Raw genomic sequence first — 16,193 nt, 5'->3', positions numbered from 1 at the left:
TTTTAACAAGTGATTTATTTGTTAAAAATCTATCCATAACGGGCAGCCGGAGCAGTGCATACGCGTGATTATGTGAATTACTTCATAGAATCGGGCCCTAAGCCCGGAGAAAAAGTTACATTCAGGTAACACAAACTGCCCGTTTGCGGCAAATCCGGCGCAAACGGGCAAAAATCATCAGCCTAAGGTGCGATCCCCGAGGGCGTGGGTCAGGAGGCTATCTTCACGCAGCTGGCGCCACGCGCTGACAATCTGCGGAGGCGTATCAACGTGGGCAATAAAATCTTTGCCCAGCGGGCCGTATCCCTGGGGGCTGTCCTGCAGGCGCGGCAGCTCGCCAAGGAGTAGCGCCAGATAGCGCCCCACCGGCCACAGCCCCTGCGCCGCGCCGCTGAACGCGAGGCCGCTCTCCGCCGTATTGTGCAGCTGCGGCACGTAGCCCGGGTAGCTGTACCAGCGCGGGAGCGGATCTTCTCCCTGCCAGACGCGGGCGAAGGTGGCCATCGTGCGCCGCTGCATGGTCGGGTCCTGGATAACCACCCCGACGCGGTGCGCCAGCCCCTCGGCCTCGAGCACCTCGCGGCTAAAGCGCGCGTTCTCGCCGCAGTTGGTCGAGCGCGCTTCCGCGACAATCCGCTCGCGCGGTATGTGCCAGTACTGATGGGCGATATCGGCAAGAATATGCGCCTCGGCGCGCCCCGCAACCGGCAGCGAGCCATAACGCGGGTCGTTGCGTACCGCCTCATAGAGGAACGACGTTGAATGGCCAATTCCGCCGCTTATCAGCAGCGGAACCTCGGCCTCGGCCGCCAGCCGGCAGGCGGCATCAATGGTTGGGATCACCGCGTTGCCCGCCAGTACCACCACCTCAAACGGCGGCTTCTGCGCCAGGGTGGAAAAATCGTCCTGCGCCAGCCATGCGCCAACGAGGTTCGCTGCCGCCAGCGTATCGGCGGACAGCGCCGGGAAATTATCTGACATACTCTCTCCTTTTCAATTTGCGCGGCGACAACGTCCTGCTTTATCGCCGCGCAGCCGATTAGGCCGATTGTATCCCGTCAGGCGTTAAGTTTCTCCAGCCGCGTTTGCCCTTCTCGCTTCTGCTTTATCTTCCAGCACAGCCACAGCGCGATAAACCACAGCGGCGTGGCGATCAGCGCCTTTAGGGTATCGGGGTCGAAGATCATGATAAAAATAGCGAAGGCAAAAAACAGCAGGCTTAGCCAGCTCATCGCCACGCCCGCCGGCATCTTAAAGGTCGAGCTTTCATGCAGGTCCGGGCGCTTTTGCCGATATACCAGGTAGGCGACGAGGATCATACCCCAGCTGAAGACCACCATGATGGCCGCCAGCGTCGAGACGATGGTGAACAGGGTCATCACGTTCGGCACGAGGAACAGCAGCAGCGTGCCGCTGAGCATGCAGAAGCAGGAGAACAGCAGGCTGCGCACCGGAATGCGGGTGTGGCGCGACAGGATGCGGAACTGCCCGTGAGCATGCTTCTCAACCGACAGGCCGTAGAGCATGCGGGTGCTGGAGTAGACCCCGCTGTTGGCCGACGACATCGCCGAGGTCAGGGCTACAAAGTTAATCACCGCCGCGGCGGCGGGCAGGCCGGCTTTGGCAAACAGGGTCACGAACGGGCTGGCATCGGGCGACACGCCCGGCCACGAGGCCACGGCAATAATCACCACCATCGACAGCAGATAAAAAATGATGATCCGCAGCGGCAGCGCGTTGATCGCCTTAGGTAAAATCTTCTGCGGATCGCGGGTCTCGGCGGTCATCGTCCCGAGCAGCTCAATCCCGGTGAAGGAGAAAATCGCTATCTGGAAGCCGGCCAGGAACCCGGTGACGCCGTGGGGCATAAAGACCGTCGGGTCGGTGATATGGTGCAGCGAGGCCTTCACGCCGTCCGGCGAGGTCCAGCCGATGGCAATCATCCACGCGCCGGTCACAATCAGCGCGATAATCGTAATCACCTTGATCAGCGCAAACCAGAATTCAGCCTCGCCAAACATCTTCACCGACAGCAAATTAAACAGGAACAGAATGCCGAGGGTGCTCAGGGCCGGCATCCACGCCGACATCTCGGGAAACCAGTACTGCATATAGCTGCCGCAGACCACCACGTCGGCGATACAGGTCACCACCCAGCTCAGCCAGTAGGTCCAGCCGAGGTAAAAGCTCGCCTGCGGCCCCAGATAATCGCCGACGAAATCGGCGAAAGAGCGGTAATCCAGGCGGGTGAGCAGCACTTCGCCCATCGCCCGCATCACCATATAGGTGAAAAAGCCCACCAGCAGGTAGATCAGCAGGATCGAGGTCCCCGCCACCGCAATATTTCGTCCCGCCCCCATAAACAGGCCGGTACCGATAGCGCCGCCCAGCGCAATCATCTGAATGTGCCGGGCGCCAAGGCCGCGTTTGAGCTGCGACGGGCACTCCCCGTCGATGGCAGGATGCTCCTGCCCCTCGCGTTGATGTTGAGTCATGTCGATTCCTTCAGAGAGGCAAAGAAAGGCATGGCGCGGCAGACTTCAGCAGCAAACCGGCGCGTTGCCCGCGAGCTACTCCCGCATTCGGAAACAGGATATAGGGAGCCTGGGCATCGATAACCCACGTCTTCTCCGCCTGGCGGGCAATGACCTGCCCGGCGGCAAGCGCGGTGAAGTTTTCGATTTTAGGATCGAGGTGCAACGTGAAGCGATCGTCACCCTTGATGATGCTCTCCTGAACCACAAAATGGTGCATCGGCTCCTTAAGGCGCGACGGCAGCGCCCCGCCGCCAATCGTCGCCCGCAGCGCCGCGTCGGCGGCGGCAAACAGGCTCAGATCGTTCTCACCAAAGGGCATCACCTTGCCCAGCTCGAGGGTCGCGCTTTCGGCGGCAAACGCCTCGCCGGTAAAGTGGGTGAAGGTCCCGCCGGGTTCGGTATGCCGCACCACCGCGTCCATGCCGCTGGCGGCGAGCAGCCGATAGAACTCGGCGCTGTACTCCCCCTCCCGCGCGGGCAGAAGCGCAAACTGGCGGTAGCGCGAGCCGCGGATAGCGGTATGCAGATCGAGATGCGCTCTGGCGACGGGGCCGTACGCGTCGGCCGCCGTATAGAACGCCAGGGTCGCCGCCTCCAGCTCTGCCGCACGCCGGGACTCGTTGCCCGGCGCAACGCGCAGATGACGCCCGCCGAACAGGCGGTTGAGGTCGTTATGCAAATAGCGGCGGGAGGCGCGGATCGCCGGCAGGTTGCCGAAGACGATCAGCAGCGCCTGCGACAGCGGCTGCCGGCCCTGGCTCAGCGCATGCACAATCTCCAGCAGCAGCTCTATCGGCGCGGTTTCGTTGCCGTGGATCCCGGCCGAAACGATCGTCGCCTGCCGCCACGGGCTCTGCGGCAGCAGCTGCAGCACGCCATCCGCCAGCCAGCGCGCCTCGATTTGTGCGGGGAACGCCCACTCTGTCAGCCGGCAGTGCAGCAAATCATTCACCTTGTTGTCCATTCCCGGCCCCTTAGCGCTGGAAGTCATAGATGCAGCCCAGGCGCAAAATCTGCGTCAGTTCATCAAGGGCCCGATAGACCTCGTTCAGGAGCTGCGGGTCGGCCAGGTCGCGGGCGTGGAGGCGATCGCGGTAGTGCTTCTCAACCCACTGCGTGAGCTGCAGATAGCGCGCGTCGTCCATCAGGCTGTGCGGATTCACCGCCGCCAGCTCGGCGTGGTTCAGCACCACCCGCAGGCGCAGGCAGGCCGGGCCGCCGCCGTTGCGCATGCTTTCGCGCAGATCGAATACCGCCAGCTCGTCGATCGGCGAGGCGCTGTCGCTCACCAGCCCGCTCAGGTAGTGCCAGACGTTCCTCCGCTGGCGGCACTCTTCCGGCACCACGATCAGCATTTTGCCGTCCGGCTTGCTCAGCAGCTGGCTGTTGAACAGGTACGAGGCGACGGCGTCATTGAGCCCTACCTGCGCCTGCGGAACCTCAACGCTGACAAACGGAATATCCAGGCGCGCCGCTTTTTCCCGCAGGGTCTCCAGCAGCGCCTGCTGCTGCACAAAGGCCTGCTGATGATGGAACAGCACGTGGCGATTGCTCACCGCTATGACGTCGTTATGGAACACGCCGCCGTCGATGGCCGCCGGGTCCTGCTGGGCAAAGACGGTATATTCCGGGTTCAGCCGATGCAGCCTCGCCACCGCCTGGCTCGCCTCAAGGGTCTGGCGCGCCGGATATTTTTGCGGGGCCACGCCGCCGCTGGCGCGCCTGCCGTAGACAAACAGCTGCAGCCCCTGACGGCCGTAGTCGTAGCAGAAGCGGTTGTGGTTTGCCGCCCCTTCATCGCCCAGATCGCCGTGCTGAGCGAGGGCATGGTGATGAACGAAATAGTTTTCGTCGGCAAAAGTCGCGCGCAAAATCGCCGCGGTGGTGGGCGCTTCCTGGGAGCGGTGCAGCTTATTGGTCAGGTTGGCGACCGTAAAGTGCAGCCTGCCGTCGGCGCTGTCGGCGGATGGCGATACCGTTGCCGCGTTGGCGGTCCACATCGATGACGCGGAGCTAAAGGCCGAGAGCAGATGCGGCGCGTCGGCGGCGGCGCGGGTAATCACCTGCTCATCGCTGCCGTAAAAGCCCAGACCGCGCAGGGCGGCGATATTCGGCCGCGGCTGCGGCGGTAAAACCCCCTGAATAAAGCCCCTGTCGGCGAGGGCCTTCATTTTGCATAAGCCCTGCAGCGCCGCCTTCTTCGGGTTGGATACGCCGTCGCGGTTATTTTGCGAGGCTTCGTTACCGACCGACAGCCCGGCGTAGTGGTGCGTTGGCCCAACCAGGCCGTCAAAATTAGCTTCAAAACCAGACATAGTGTCCTCACAGAATCCGTTGTCAGAATGGCAGGCCGGGCGACGTTGCCGCCGGCAGCGTCAGCGTTTCGCTAATCAGCGAGGCCATCGGCCAGGCGCAGTAGTCCGCCGCGTACCAGGCCGACGCCCGGTGGTTACCGGAGGCGCCCACGCCGCCAAACGGCGCTTTGCTGGAGGCGCCGGTCAGCGGCTTGTTCCAGTTGACGATCCCGGCCCGCGCTTCGTCGCTGAACCTGGCGAACAGCGCCGGGTCGGCAGAAATCAGCCCCGCCGCCAGCCCGTAGCGGGTGTTGTTCGCCATGCGGATCGCCTCATCAAACTGCTCATAGCGCGCCACCGTCAGCAGCGGGCCAAAATACTCTTCGTCGGGCACATCGATCCCGGTGACGTCGATAATCCCCGGCGTGAGCAGCGTGGAGTTCGGGTCCGGCTGGGTCATGCGCAGCAGCACCTTACCGCCGAGGCGTTCCAGCTTGTCCTGCGCCGCCAGCATTGCCTGCGCCGCCTGCAGCGAGATAACGCCGCCCATAAACGGCTGCGGTTCGGCATCCCAGCGGCCGGCGCGAATACTGGCGCTGGCGGCAACCAGCCGCTGCAGCAGCGCGTCGCCCTGCTCCCCGTGTCTGACCAGCAGCCGGCGGGCGCAGGTGCAGCGCTGCCCGGCGGAAATAAACGCCGACTGGATAATCACGTGCAGCGCCGCGTCGATATCGGCCGCGTCGGCGACGATCAGCGCGTTGTTGCCGCCCATCTCCAGCGCCAGCATCTTCTCCGGCTGGCCGCCGAGATAGCGGTGGAAGTGGGTGCCGACGGAGGCGCTGCCGGTAAACAGCACCCCGTCGATATCGCGGTTTTCCAGCAGCGCCTGGCCGGTCTCTTTGCCGCCCTGAATCAGGTTGATAACCCCTGCCGGGATCCCCGCCTGCTGCCACAGCTGAACGGTCAGCTCGGCGGTTGCCGGGGTCAGCTCGCTGGGCTTAAAGACCACCGTGTTGCCGGCAATCAGCGCCGGAATAATATGACCGTTCGGCAAATGGCCGGGGAAGTTGTAGGGGCCGAAGACCGCCATCACCCCGTGCGGCTTGTGGCGCAGCAGCGCTTTGCCGTCCGGCATCGCCGATTCGCGATCGCCGGTACGCTCGGCGTAGGCGTCGATGGAGATCGCCGCTTTACCAATCATCGCCTGTACTTCGGTGCGGGTTTCCCACAGCGGCTTGCTGGTTTCGCGAGAAATCATCTCCGCCAGCGCCTCTTTATGCGCATCCAGTAGCGCGGCAAACCGCTGCACGCAGGCAATGCGCTCCGCCAGCGCAAGATGAGACCACGCATAAAAAGCGCCGCGCGCCGCCGCGCAGGCGGCCTGCACCTCCGCCGCTCCCGCGCTGGCCGCCTGCCACAGCGGCGCCTGGTTTTCCGGCGCCAGCTTGGTTAACGGCGCGCCCGAGCCCTGCAGCCACTGTCCCGCTATAAAATGTGCGTTTATCGCCATGATGTTCTGCTCTCCGGATTGAGTGTTACCGCATGAACCCGGTCAGTCTCGCTAACCTCGAGGGCGTCCAGCGCGGCGTGTTCGCATTGGTGATTCTCTTCCGGGGTCAGCAGCACCGCGCGGAAGCGTTCAAACTGGTTATTGGCGACGATGATCGGCGCCGCCCGCTGCGCCATGACGTGCATGGCCGGGATAAACTGGCTCTCGCCGATCGCTCTGATGCTGTCGGTTTGCGCTTCAAGCACCGGGCCGGCGTCAAAAATGTCGACCGACCCGCGCCAGCTGAAGCCCTCTTTTTCGAGGATCGCCCGCGCCGGTGAGGTATTGGCATGCACCTCGCCAATCGCCTGGCGGGCGTTTTCCGGCAGCAACGAGACGTAAATCGGATACGCCGGCATCAGCTCGGCAATAAAGGTTTTCATGCCGGTGCCGGTCAGCCGGTCGGCGTCGGCAAACGGAATATCGAAGAAGTGGTGGCCCAGCGCATCCCAGAACGGGGAATTGCCCTGCTCATCGCTGCGCCCGCGCAGCTCGGCGAACAGATGCGGCGAAAACAGCTCCCGGAAGGCGGCGATAAATAAAAACCGCGCTTTCGAGAGGAACAGCCCGTTGCGGTTTTTTTGATACTCCGGGTCGAGAAACAGAGTACAGAGCTCGCTGTGGCCGGTGTGGTCGTAGCTCAGGTTCAGCAGCTCCTGATTTTTATAGACTCCCAGCTCCTTCGAGGCGCGAACCGTGCGCTGCAGGCGGAAATTGTAAAAGGGTTCGTCGAGCCCTACCGCCACCTCAATGGCGCTGACGCCTACCGCCCGCGACAGGTCGGTATCCTCCAGCACAAACAGGAAGCCCTGCTGCCCGCGAGGGAGCCTGCCGGCAAAGGTGTCAACGCTGCGCTGGATCCGCGCGGCCAGCCGCGCGGGATCGTTGGGGAGCGACGTCATGCCAACCCCCGCCCGTGATGCGAGGCGGATGATGTCGTCGAGATCGTTTTCCCTGACGGGACGAAATAGCATCATAAACCGTCTCCCGAATTAACGCGTCAGGCGGGCGACGGCACGATCGAGGCGCACAAAGGCTTCCTCAATGTCCGCCAGCGGAATATTGAGCGCCGGGGCAAAGCGCAGAACGTCAGGCCCGGCAATCAGCGCAATCAGCCCCTCCTGCGCCGCAAGGTTAGTCAGCGCTTTGGCCTGGCCGCGCAGGCGGCTCGCCAGCTCGGCACCAATCAGCAGCCCGACGCCGCGCACCGCGCTGAAGAGATCGTACTTCGCGTTGAGGGTATTCAGCCCCGCGACGATCGCGTCGTGGCGCTCGCCAACCCCGGCCAGCAGGGCCTCATCGAGCTGTGCCAGAACGCCGTTGGCCGCCGTTGCCGCCAGCGGATTGCCGCCGAAGGTGGTGCCGTGGGTTCCCGGCTGGAAAACCTGCGCCCACGCCTCTTTCGCCAGCATGGCGCCAATCGGGAAGCCACCGCCCAACCCCTTGGCGCTGGTGAGGATGTCCGGAACCACGTTGTAGTGCTGGTAGGCGTAGAGCGCGCCGGTCCGCCCGGCGCCGGTCTGCACTTCGTCAAAAATCAGCGTGACGTCATGCCGATCGCACAGCTCGCGCAGCGTGCTGAGAAACGCCGGGTCGGCCGGAACCACGCCGCCTTCGCCGATGATCGGCTCAACGATAACCGCGCAGGTGCGCGCTGAGATGGCGGCGGTAAGCGCCGCGATATCGTTATACGGCAGATGGGTAATATCCGGCGGCAGCGGCGCGTAATCGCAGGAGTATTTCGGCTGTCCCCCTACGGATACGGTAAACAGCGTGCGGCCGTGGAAGGCGTTATTGAAGGCAATGATTTCGCTTTTATCGGCGCCGAACTTGTCGTGCGCATATTTGCGCGCCAGCTTCAGCGCCGCTTCGTTGGCTTCTGCCCCGGAGTTGCAGAAGAAAACCTTATCGGCAAAGGTGGCGTTAACCAGCGTTTTAGCCAGCTGCAGCACCGGCTCGTTGGTATAGCCGTTGCCGATATGCCACAGGCTGTCGAGCTGCGCCTTTAGCGCCTCCACCAGCGCCGGGTTGCAGTGCCCAAGAGCGTTAACGGCGATACCGCCCGCCAGGTCGATATACTCTTTACCCTGCCGATCCCATACTCTCGAACCCGCCGCTTTCAGCGGAATAAACGGGGCTGGAGCGAAGCAGGGAACCATATAAGAATCAAAATCTTCACGAGTAATACTGCCTGACATAACACTTCTCCGGAACAATGGTTGACAATATTTAAATTTGTCAGTCGTGGATATTTGAAATTAACAATTCCCGGCCGCCGTTTTTATTGCGAGCGAATCCATTGCGCGGAGATGAAATTCAGCGCAGGAAATAAAGCCCTTATCAATGCAGGGGTAATTGTTAAGTCACGGTTAACACCTTGTGTATTGCATGCTCTCATGCTGGGGCCTGTCGTGCCGTAAAGTCAATACGGTATCACGGCATTTATTCACTTTTTGAAGATCATCAAGGTAATGAAAAATATAGATAATTTATTTTTATATTCACTAATTTGCATAGAATATGCATATAAATGCACTGCATGAGGTGGGTTTTCAGTGCTTAGTTATTCACTTAAAAAATAAAATTTCTAACAAAAATGTAAAATTCGCCATTGCCGTCAAATACTGCTTTATAAAATTGGTGATATTATTCTTCACACAGAGTTTACTGCTGTAGCTATTCCACGGTTTCACACGATATAAATAACACTGAGAACAGGACTCTTATGGAAAAGTTATCTTACGCATCTGAAAGTAGTGCATCTCCCTGGACCACCTATCTGCGCCAGATCGACCGCGTAGCGCCTTACCTGGGCGACCTTGCCTACTGGGTGGAAACCCTGCGTCACCCGAAGCGCGCGCTGATCGTCGATATCCCGGTGCAGATGGATGACGGCACCATCCGCCATTTTGAAGGCTATCGCGTACAGCACAATCTTTCGCGTGGCCCGGGTAAAGGTGGTGTTCGCTACCATCCGGACGTTGACCTCAACGAGGTGATGGCGCTTTCTGCCTGGATGACCATTAAGTGCGCGGCGGTCAATATTCCTTACGGCGGTGCGAAAGGCGGCGTTCGCGTTGACCCGTTCAGCCTGTCGGAAGGCGAGCTGGAGCGTCTGACCCGCCGCTACACCAGTGAAATCGGCCTTATCATCGGACCGCAAAAGGATATCCCGGCGCCGGACGTTGGCACCAACGGCAAAGTGATGGCGTGGATGATGGATACCTACTCCATGAACCACGGCACCACTATCACCGGCGTGGTCACCGGTAAGCCAATCCACCTCGGCGGTTCTCTCGGCCGCGAAAAGGCCACCGGTCGCGGCGTGTTTATCACCGGTCGCGAAGTGGCTGGCCGCTTCGGAATTGAAATTGAGGGCGCGAAAGTTGCGCTACAGGGCTTTGGTAACGTGGGTAGCGAAGCGGCCCGCCTGTTCTCCGAAGTTGGCGCTCGGGTGGTGGTGATTCAGGACCACACCGCAACGCTGTTCAACGAGGGCGGGATTGATATGGCCGCCCTGACCGCATGGCAGGCGGAGAAGAAGCAAATTGCCGGCTTCCCTGGCGCCCGCGAAATCGACAAAGAAGCCTTCTGGACCACGCCGATGGATATTCTGATCCCGGCGGCGCTGGAGGGTCAGATCACCCGCGAGCGCGCGGAAAAAATCAGCTGCAAGCTGGTGCTGGAAGGCGCGAACGGCCCGACCTACCCTGAAGCCGATGACGTGCTGGCCGAGCGCGGCGTAATCGTGGTGCCGGACGTTATCTGTAACGCCGGCGGCGTGACCGTCAGCTACTTCGAGTGGGTGCAGGATATGGCGAGCTTCTTCTGGAGCGAAGAGGAGATCAACGCCAAAATGGACCGCATCATGACCGATGCAATCGTCCACGTCTGCGAGAAAGCCTCCGAGAAAGAGTGCTCTCTGCGTACCGCAGCCTACATCGTTGCCTGTGAGCGTATTCTGATGGCGCGTAAAGATCGCGGGATCTATCCGGGCTAAGGCTCGACGACGATCGCCACGACAGCCCGGGCCCTGGTCCGGGCTTTTTTTTGCCCTTTCATCGCCCGACGCGCGCGTCTTCTTGCGGGGACGTGAGCAAGAGTGCTGTTTATTTCTGCAGATTATCAGCACGGTGGCGTTTTCCGTTATCGATCGTTCCCTATTCCTTAACAATCTCCTCCACGGGTAAACGGCAAGAGGGCGTTTCGCCCGCCCCCGTGAGCCCGGCATGGCGTTGAAAATTGCCGCTGCGCGATACCGTCTCAGCATCCAACTTCCACCGCCGCCCCGTACATTTTACGTACAGTCCATTAACAATTTTTCTATTTAACCTTGAATTCGCCAATCCGTCGGGCATAAACTCATTAGAGCTCTAATGACTTTGCGGAAGATTATGGATAACCGACAGCTCACCTTTTCCCATTTACTCTACCTCACCGCCCATCACTGGCGGCTGGCGGTCAACCGCCGGCTCAAGGACCTCGGCATGAGCCAGGCCAGCTGGGTCGCGGTCTCGGCGATTGCCCGCAACGAGCAGCCGCTCTCGCAAAGCGAGCTGGCCCAGGAGCTGGGCGTAGAGAGCGCCACCATCGTCCCGCTGATCAACCGGCTGGTGGAGCTGGCGCTGGTGGAGCGCGTAAAAACCGACAGCGACCGGCGCAAGCGCCTGCTGGTTGCCACCGACAAAGGCCTTGAACTCTATCTGCAGGTCAAAACGGTGGCCGATGATTTACGCGAAGAGATCTTAAGCGCCATTAGCCCCGAAGAGCGGCAGCAAACCCACCTGGTGCTGGAAAAGCTGCTGCGCGAGGTGGAGAAAAAGTAATGCCTCGCCGTCCTGAAAACCCCTACGTGCCCCACGACTGGGCGCCGCATGAAAAGCCGGCGATCCTCGGCTCGCCGTCGACGCCGATTCACTCGACGCCAAAGCGTATCGCCTACGGCATCGTCGGGCTGCTGGTCTGCCTGACCGGCGCGCTGGGCAACGCGGTGGTCACCGCCAACCTGCAGAACCTGCAGGGAACCTTCGCCGCCTGGTCGACGGAGATCGCCTGGCTGCCTGCGGTCTACGTTATGACCAACGTCTCGATCAACCTGCTGCTGGTAAAATTTCGCCAGCAGTTCGGCCTGCGCGCCTTTACCGAAGGCTTCCTGGTGCTGTACGTGCTGGTGACCTTTTTCCACCTCTTCGTCAACGATCTCAGCTCGGCCATGATGGTTCGCGCCGCGCACGGCATGGTGGCGGCGGCGCTCAGCTCGCTGGGCATTTATTATCAGGTGCAGGCGTGGCCCGCCCGCCACCGCCTGAAGGCGCTGACCATCGGGATAACCGGCTCATCGCTGGCGATTCCCCTCGCCCGCCTCTTCTCCACGGAGCTGCTGCAGCTTGACGAATGGCGCGGCCTCTACTTTTTTGAACTGGGGCTGGCGCTGGTCTCACTCGCCTGCGTGATGGTGCTCAAGCTGCCTCCCAGCGATCGCAAGAAGGTGTTCGAGAAAAAGGACTTCATTACCTTTATTCTGCTGGCCCCCGGCATGGCGCTGGTCTGCGCCGTCCTCTCGCTGGGCCGTCTTGACTGGTGGTTTGAGGCCCCGTGGATCGGCTGGGCGCTGGCGGGCGCGGTGGTGCTGATTGTGTCGGCCATCGCCTTCGAGCACAACCGCAGCAACCCGCTGCTCAACACCCACTGGCTCTCCAGCGGCAGTATCCTGCGCCTGGGATTAATTATGCTGCTGATGCGGATCGTGCTGGCGGAACAGAACACCGGGGTTATCGGCTGGCTGCAGTACGTCGGGCTACAGAACGAGCAGATGACCCAGCTGGCGTGGTCGATCTTCGCCGGGATCCTCTGCGGAATTATCGCCAGCTGCCTGACGCTGAACCCGCAGCGGCTCTACTGGCCCACCGCCACCGCGCTGGCGCTGATCATGGTAGCCTCGCTGCTCGACAGCCAGTCGACCATCCTGACGCGTCCCGAGCAGCTGATGTTCAGCCAGTTCCTGCTCGGCTTCGGCAGCGCCTTCTTCCTGGCGCCGGCGATGCTGGCCGGGATCGGCGGGGTCATTGCCGACCAGCGCAACCTGGTGAGCTTTTCGGTGCTGTTTGGTATGAGCCAGAATATCGGCGGCCTGCTGGGGTCGGCGATCCTCGGCACCTTTCAGACCTGGCGGGAAAAGTTTCACTCCAGCCAGCTCGCCGACCAGATAACCACCCTGAATCCGCTGATTGCCGAGCGTCTTCAGCAATACAGCCAGATGTATCAAAGCCAGATTGGCGACAGCACGCTGCTGAACGTTCAGGCCAGCACGCTCTTGCAGAACGCCTCAACGCTGCAGGCCAATATTCTTGCCTACAATGACACCTATCTGCTGACGGCGATGATTTCCGCCGGCACGCTGATCTGGGTGTTCTGGCGCCTGATAAGGCTGCGTATTACCGCTCGCATTGCGCTTAAACGCGCGACAGGAAACAAATAACAAAGATAATTTTTACTCTGGAGTCGTTATGAGTCAGCAGGATGCCGCCAGGCAACAGGCCAATACCCGCAATAATATTCGCGTGGTCTCTATTTTTACCGCCGCCGCCATTGGCCTCGTTGGAGTGCTGGTGATTTTATACGCGTGGCAGCTGCCGCCGTTTACCCGCCACAGCCAGTTTACCGATAACGCCTACGTGCGCGGGCAGACCACCTTTATCAGCCCGCAGGTCAGCGGCTATATCACCGCCGTCAACGTTCAGGATTTTGCCCAGGTTAAGCCCGGGCAGACGCTGTTCCAGATTGACGACCGGATCTACAAGCAGCGCGTCCATCAGGCGCAGGCCACCCTGGCGATGAAGGAGTCGGCGCTGAAAAATAACCAGCAGCAGCGCAGAAGCGCCCAGGCGGTCATTGCCCGCAACGAGGCCGCGCTGCAAAACGCCCGCGCGCAGAATCAGAAAACCCAGGCCGATTTAAAGCGCGTGCAGGATTTGACCGCCGACGGCTCGCTGTCGATTCGCGAGCGCGATTCGGCAAGGGCCAGCGCCGCACAGGGCGCCGCCGATATTGAGCAGGCGAAAGCCACGCTGGAAATGTCGCGTCAGGATCTGCAATCCACCATCGTCAACCGCGACGCCCTGGAGGCCGACGTTGCCAGCGCCAGGGCCGCGCTGGAGCTGGCGGATATCGATCTGCAGAACACGCGGATCGTTGCGCCAACCGACGGACAGCTGGGGCAAATTTCCGTCCGGCTCGGCGCCTACGTCAGCGCCGGTACCCACCTGACGTCGCTGGTGCCGCCGCAGCACTGGGTGATCGCCAATATGAAAGAGACCCAGCTGGCGCACATTCGCATTGGTCAGGCCGCCACCTTTAGCGTCGATGCGCTCAGCGGCGAGAAATTCAGCGGCGTCGTCCAGAGCATCTCCCCGGCCACCGGGGTTGAGTTCAGCGCCATTTCACCGGACAACGCCACCGGCAACTTCGTCAAAATTGCCCAGCGAATTCCGGTGCGCATCGCGGTTGATGAGGGGCAGAAAAATAGCCAGCATCTGCGCCCCGGCATGTCGGTGCAGGTCACCATCGATACCCGTGAGGGAGAGAAGCCATGATGCGCCGACTCTCCCTTGCGCTGGCGCTCGGCGTCGCGCTGGCCGGCTGCCGGTCGGCAGACGTGCCTCCTGCCACGCCGTCGCTGCAGATCCCCGCCGCCTGGCGTGCCGATATCGGCCCCGCCAGCCCGCTTGAGGGCTGGTGGTGGCGCAACTTTCACGACAGCCAGCTCAATCAGTACGTGGAGCAGGCGCTGCGCTATAACAGCGATGTGCTGATCGCCCGCGAGCGGGTGAATGAGTATCAGGCGCGGGCCTACGCCGCCGACAGCAGCCTGTTTCCGTCGCTTGACGCCTCGCTGACCGGTAGCCGCGCCCGCGCGCAGTCCGCCGCCACCGGCCTTCCCATCCACAGTACGGTCTATAAGGGCGGACTGACCGCCAGCTATGACGTCGATATCTGGGGAGCCAACCGCAGCGCCGCCGACGCCGCCGAGGCCACTCTTGAGGCGCAGAAGGCCGCCGCCGCTGCCGCCGATCTGACCGTCGCCACCTCGGTGGCCGCCGGCTACCTGACGCTGCTCTCTCTCGACGAGCAGCTGCGGGTCACCCGGCAGACGCTGAAATCCCGCGAGGACGCCTACAACATGGCGAAACGCCAGTTTGAGACCGGCTACACCTCGCGCCTCGAGCTGATGCAGGCCGATTCAGAGCTGCGATCTACCCGGGCGCAGATCCCGCCGCTGGCGCATCAAATTGCCCAGCAGGAGAATGCCCTTAGCGTGCTGATCGGCAGCAATCCGCAGGCCATCAGCCGCCAGGACTTTGCCCATTTGACGCCGCTGGCGCTGCCGTCGCAGCTGCCCTCCAGCCTGCTGAACCGCCGACCGGATATCGTGCAGGCCCAGCGCCAGCTGCTCGCCGCCGATGCCACCCTTGCCTCTTCTCAGGCCCAGCTGCTGCCGTCGATCAACTTAACCGCCACCGGCAGCATGCAGGACCGCACGCTGCCCGACCTGCTCGATAACCCGCTGCGGCTGTGGAGCCTCGGCGGCAGTATTCTCGCCCCGCTGCTTAACCGCCAGGCGCTGAACGCCCAGGTTGACGTCTCGATGGCCCAGCGTAACCAGGCGCTGTACGGCTATGAGAAAACGGTGCGCGGCGCGTTTCGTGAGGTCAACGATAGCCTGGACGCCATCACCCGCTACGGCGAGCAGCTGACGGAGCTGCAGGATCAGGAGGCGGTGGCGCAAGAGACGCTGCGGATAGCCGGAAACCGCTATCGCAACGGCTACTCCTCTTATCTCGACGTTCTTGACGCCCAGCGCACCCTGTTCTCGACGCAAACCAGCGTCGTGCAGGTGAAAAATAACCTGCTGCTGGCGCAGGTTGATTTATATCGGGCGCTGGGAGGCGGCTGGTCTGTTTCATCAGGGACGTAATACAGGAAATTAGGCATGCAACAACAATGGTCTGCTGTAGATAGTTATCTTGTTGAATCGCTGATCCCGTCCGACCCGCTATTGCAGCAGGTGTTAGAGAATAACCAGCGCGCCGGCCTTCCGCCTTACGACGTTGCCGCCAACCAGGGACAGTTTCTGGCGCTGCTGGTGCGCATCACCCGCGCCCGGCGGGTGCTGGAGATCGGCACGCTCGGCGGCTATAGCACTATCTGGATGGCGCGCGAGCTGCCGTCGGACGGCGAGCTGCTGACCCTGGAAGCCGACTCGCACCATGCGCAGATCGCGCGGCAGAATCTTCAGCTGGCGGGGGTGGACGATCGGGTTGTGCTGCGCGAAGGCCCGGCGCTGGAGACCCTTGAGAGCTTCGGCGATCGCCCGGCGTTTGATCTGATCTTTATCGATGCCGATAAGCCCAACAACCCGCACTATCTGCAGTGGGCGCTGCGCTACTCCCGCCCGGGAACGCTGATTATCGGCGATAACGTGGTGCGGGAGGGTGAAGTGACCAATCCGCACAGCGCCGATGAGCGAGTCCAGGGCGTGCGGCGGTTTATTGAGATGATGGGCAGCGACCCGCGCCTGACGGTGACGGCGCTGCAGACGGTGGGCAGCAAGGGCTGGGATGGGTTTACGCTGGCGTGGGTCAACGGGTAGCGTTTGTACGGTTCGGGTCGGGCTTAGCTGATGGATCGCCGTGAAACGGTGGTTTGGGCGAAGGCTGCTTTTTAAGCTCCGTTCATTTCCGTGGAATGTTCCGTTCATTTCCGTGGAATGTTCCGTTCACGTTGAATCCGACGTTTTTCTCACACCCGCTACGT

14 protein-coding genes are annotated in these 16,193 nt (G+C 61.6%); 7 read left to right on the top strand and 7 right to left on the bottom strand.

The window, feature by feature from the left end; genetic code table 11:
- Window positions 1–177 precede the first annotated feature (177 nt).
- The 7 genes from RTE01_RS00065 to RTE01_RS00035 form a co-directional block, all read right to left on the bottom strand.
- Window positions 178–981: a YdcF family protein gene (locus RTE01_RS00065; RefSeq protein WP_134525775.1), complete on the bottom strand. Its 804-nt coding sequence runs from the start codon at window positions 979–981 to the stop codon at window positions 178–180.
- Window positions 982–1,058: 77 nt separating this feature from the next.
- Complete coding sequence (locus RTE01_RS00060; protein WP_041145291.1) at window positions 1,059–2,495, bottom strand: amino acid permease; 1,437 nt, start codon at window positions 2,493–2,495, stop codon at window positions 1,059–1,061.
- A 10-nt stretch (window positions 2,496–2,505) separates the two neighbouring features.
- Window positions 2,506–3,501 (bottom strand): succinylglutamate desuccinylase, encoded by a 996-nt coding sequence (gene astE, locus RTE01_RS00055; RefSeq protein ID WP_134525773.1) that lies wholly within the window; start codon window positions 3,499–3,501, stop codon window positions 2,506–2,508.
- A gap of 10 nt (window positions 3,502–3,511) precedes the next feature.
- Window positions 3,512–4,852 carry an N-succinylarginine dihydrolase gene (gene astB, locus RTE01_RS00050; protein WP_134525771.1) on the bottom strand — a complete coding sequence of 447 codons (1,341 nt, stop codon included), beginning with the start codon at window positions 4,850–4,852 and terminating at the stop codon, window positions 3,512–3,514.
- Between the two features lie 22 nt (window positions 4,853–4,874).
- Entirely contained in the window at window positions 4,875–6,341 is a 1,467-nt protein-coding gene (gene astD / locus RTE01_RS00045; protein ID WP_134525769.1) for a succinylglutamate-semialdehyde dehydrogenase, read from the bottom strand.
- Window positions 6,332–7,354 carry an arginine N-succinyltransferase gene (gene astA / locus RTE01_RS00040; RefSeq protein WP_166793774.1) on the bottom strand — a complete coding sequence of 341 codons (1,023 nt, stop codon included), beginning with the start codon at window positions 7,352–7,354 and terminating at the stop codon, window positions 6,332–6,334. Before astA ends, astD begins: the two co-directional genes overlap by 10 nt.
- Window positions 7,355–7,372: 18 nt before the next feature.
- The gene (locus RTE01_RS00035) at window positions 7,373–8,578 is read right to left on the bottom strand and encodes a bifunctional succinylornithine transaminase/acetylornithine transaminase (protein ID WP_134525767.1); all 1,206 of its coding nucleotides are present in this window, start codon (window positions 8,576–8,578) and stop codon (window positions 7,373–7,375) included.
- Window positions 8,579–8,812: 234 nt separating this feature from the next.
- On the opposite strand from RTE01_RS00035, the gene RTE01_RS26520 reads away from it, so the two are divergent.
- The 7 genes from RTE01_RS26520 to RTE01_RS00005 all read left to right on the top strand — a co-directional run bounded on the left by RTE01_RS26520 (window position 8,813) and on the right by RTE01_RS00005 (window position 16,029).
- The gene (locus RTE01_RS26520; protein ID WP_307723805.1) at window positions 8,813–8,923 is read left to right on the top strand and encodes a hypothetical protein; all 111 of its coding nucleotides are present in this window, start codon (window positions 8,813–8,815) and stop codon (window positions 8,921–8,923) included.
- Between the two features lie 182 nt (window positions 8,924–9,105).
- Window positions 9,106–10,380, top strand: coding sequence for a Glu/Leu/Phe/Val family dehydrogenase (locus RTE01_RS00030; RefSeq protein WP_041145285.1), 1,275 nt, complete (start codon window positions 9,106–9,108; stop codon window positions 10,378–10,380).
- 394 nt (window positions 10,381–10,774) lie between these two features.
- The gene (locus RTE01_RS00025) at window positions 10,775–11,206 is read left to right on the top strand and encodes a MarR family winged helix-turn-helix transcriptional regulator (RefSeq protein ID WP_041145284.1); all 432 of its coding nucleotides are present in this window, start codon (window positions 10,775–10,777) and stop codon (window positions 11,204–11,206) included.
- The gene (locus RTE01_RS00020; protein ID WP_041145283.1) at window positions 11,206–12,858 is read left to right on the top strand and encodes an MFS transporter; all 1,653 of its coding nucleotides are present in this window, start codon (window positions 11,206–11,208) and stop codon (window positions 12,856–12,858) included. Before RTE01_RS00025 ends, RTE01_RS00020 begins: the two co-directional genes overlap by 1 nt.
- A 28-nt stretch (window positions 12,859–12,886) precedes the next feature.
- Window positions 12,887–13,972: an HlyD family secretion protein gene (locus RTE01_RS00015; RefSeq protein ID WP_115192911.1), complete on the top strand. Its 1,086-nt coding sequence runs from the start codon at window positions 12,887–12,889 to the stop codon at window positions 13,970–13,972.
- The gene (locus RTE01_RS00010) at window positions 13,969–15,354 is read left to right on the top strand and encodes an efflux transporter outer membrane subunit (RefSeq protein WP_134525765.1); all 1,386 of its coding nucleotides are present in this window, start codon (window positions 13,969–13,971) and stop codon (window positions 15,352–15,354) included. Before RTE01_RS00015 ends, RTE01_RS00010 begins: the two co-directional genes overlap by 4 nt.
- 15 nt (window positions 15,355–15,369) lie before the next feature.
- Complete coding sequence (locus tag RTE01_RS00005; RefSeq protein ID WP_123551367.1) at window positions 15,370–16,029, top strand: O-methyltransferase; 660 nt, start codon at window positions 15,370–15,372, stop codon at window positions 16,027–16,029.
- The last annotated feature ends 164 nt before the right edge of the window (window positions 16,030–16,193 follow it).

It is taken from the genome of Klebsiella terrigena, assembly GCF_006539725.1.
Taxonomy (GTDB): Bacteria; Pseudomonadota; Gammaproteobacteria; order Enterobacterales; family Enterobacteriaceae; genus Klebsiella; species Klebsiella terrigena.
The sequence above is the reverse complement of the archived record's forward strand: the minus strand, read 5'-3'. Positions and strand labels throughout refer to the sequence as shown.

Coding starts and splice junctions, on each gene's coding strand:
- RTE01_RS00065 (WP_134525775.1), bottom strand. CDS start 981: ATGTCAGATAATTTCCCGGCGCTGTCCGCCGATACGCTGGCGGCAGCG.
- RTE01_RS00060 (WP_041145291.1), bottom strand. CDS start 2,495: ATGACTCAACATCAACGCGAGGGGCAGGAGCATCCTGCCATCGACGGG.
- astE (WP_134525773.1), bottom strand. CDS start 3,501: ATGGACAACAAGGTGAATGATTTGCTGCACTGCCGGCTGACAGAGTGG.
- astB (WP_134525771.1), bottom strand. CDS start 4,852: ATGTCTGGTTTTGAAGCTAATTTTGACGGCCTGGTTGGGCCAACGCAC.
- astD (WP_134525769.1), bottom strand. CDS start 6,341: ATGGCGATAAACGCACATTTTATAGCGGGACAGTGGCTGCAGGGCTCG.
- astA (WP_166793774.1), bottom strand. CDS start 7,354: ATGCTATTTCGTCCCGTCAGGGAAAACGATCTCGACGACATCATCCGC.
- RTE01_RS00035 (WP_134525767.1), bottom strand. CDS start 8,578: ATGTCAGGCAGTATTACTCGTGAAGATTTTGATTCTTATATGGTTCCC.
- RTE01_RS00030 (WP_041145285.1), top strand. CDS start 9,106: ATGGAAAAGTTATCTTACGCATCTGAAAGTAGTGCATCTCCCTGGACC.
- RTE01_RS00025 (WP_041145284.1), top strand. CDS start 10,775: ATGGATAACCGACAGCTCACCTTTTCCCATTTACTCTACCTCACCGCC.
- RTE01_RS00020 (WP_041145283.1), top strand. CDS start 11,206: ATGCCTCGCCGTCCTGAAAACCCCTACGTGCCCCACGACTGGGCGCCG.
- RTE01_RS00015 (WP_115192911.1), top strand. CDS start 12,887: ATGAGTCAGCAGGATGCCGCCAGGCAACAGGCCAATACCCGCAATAAT.
- RTE01_RS00010 (WP_134525765.1), top strand. CDS start 13,969: ATGATGCGCCGACTCTCCCTTGCGCTGGCGCTCGGCGTCGCGCTGGCC.
- RTE01_RS00005 (WP_123551367.1), top strand. CDS start 15,370: ATGCAACAACAATGGTCTGCTGTAGATAGTTATCTTGTTGAATCGCTG.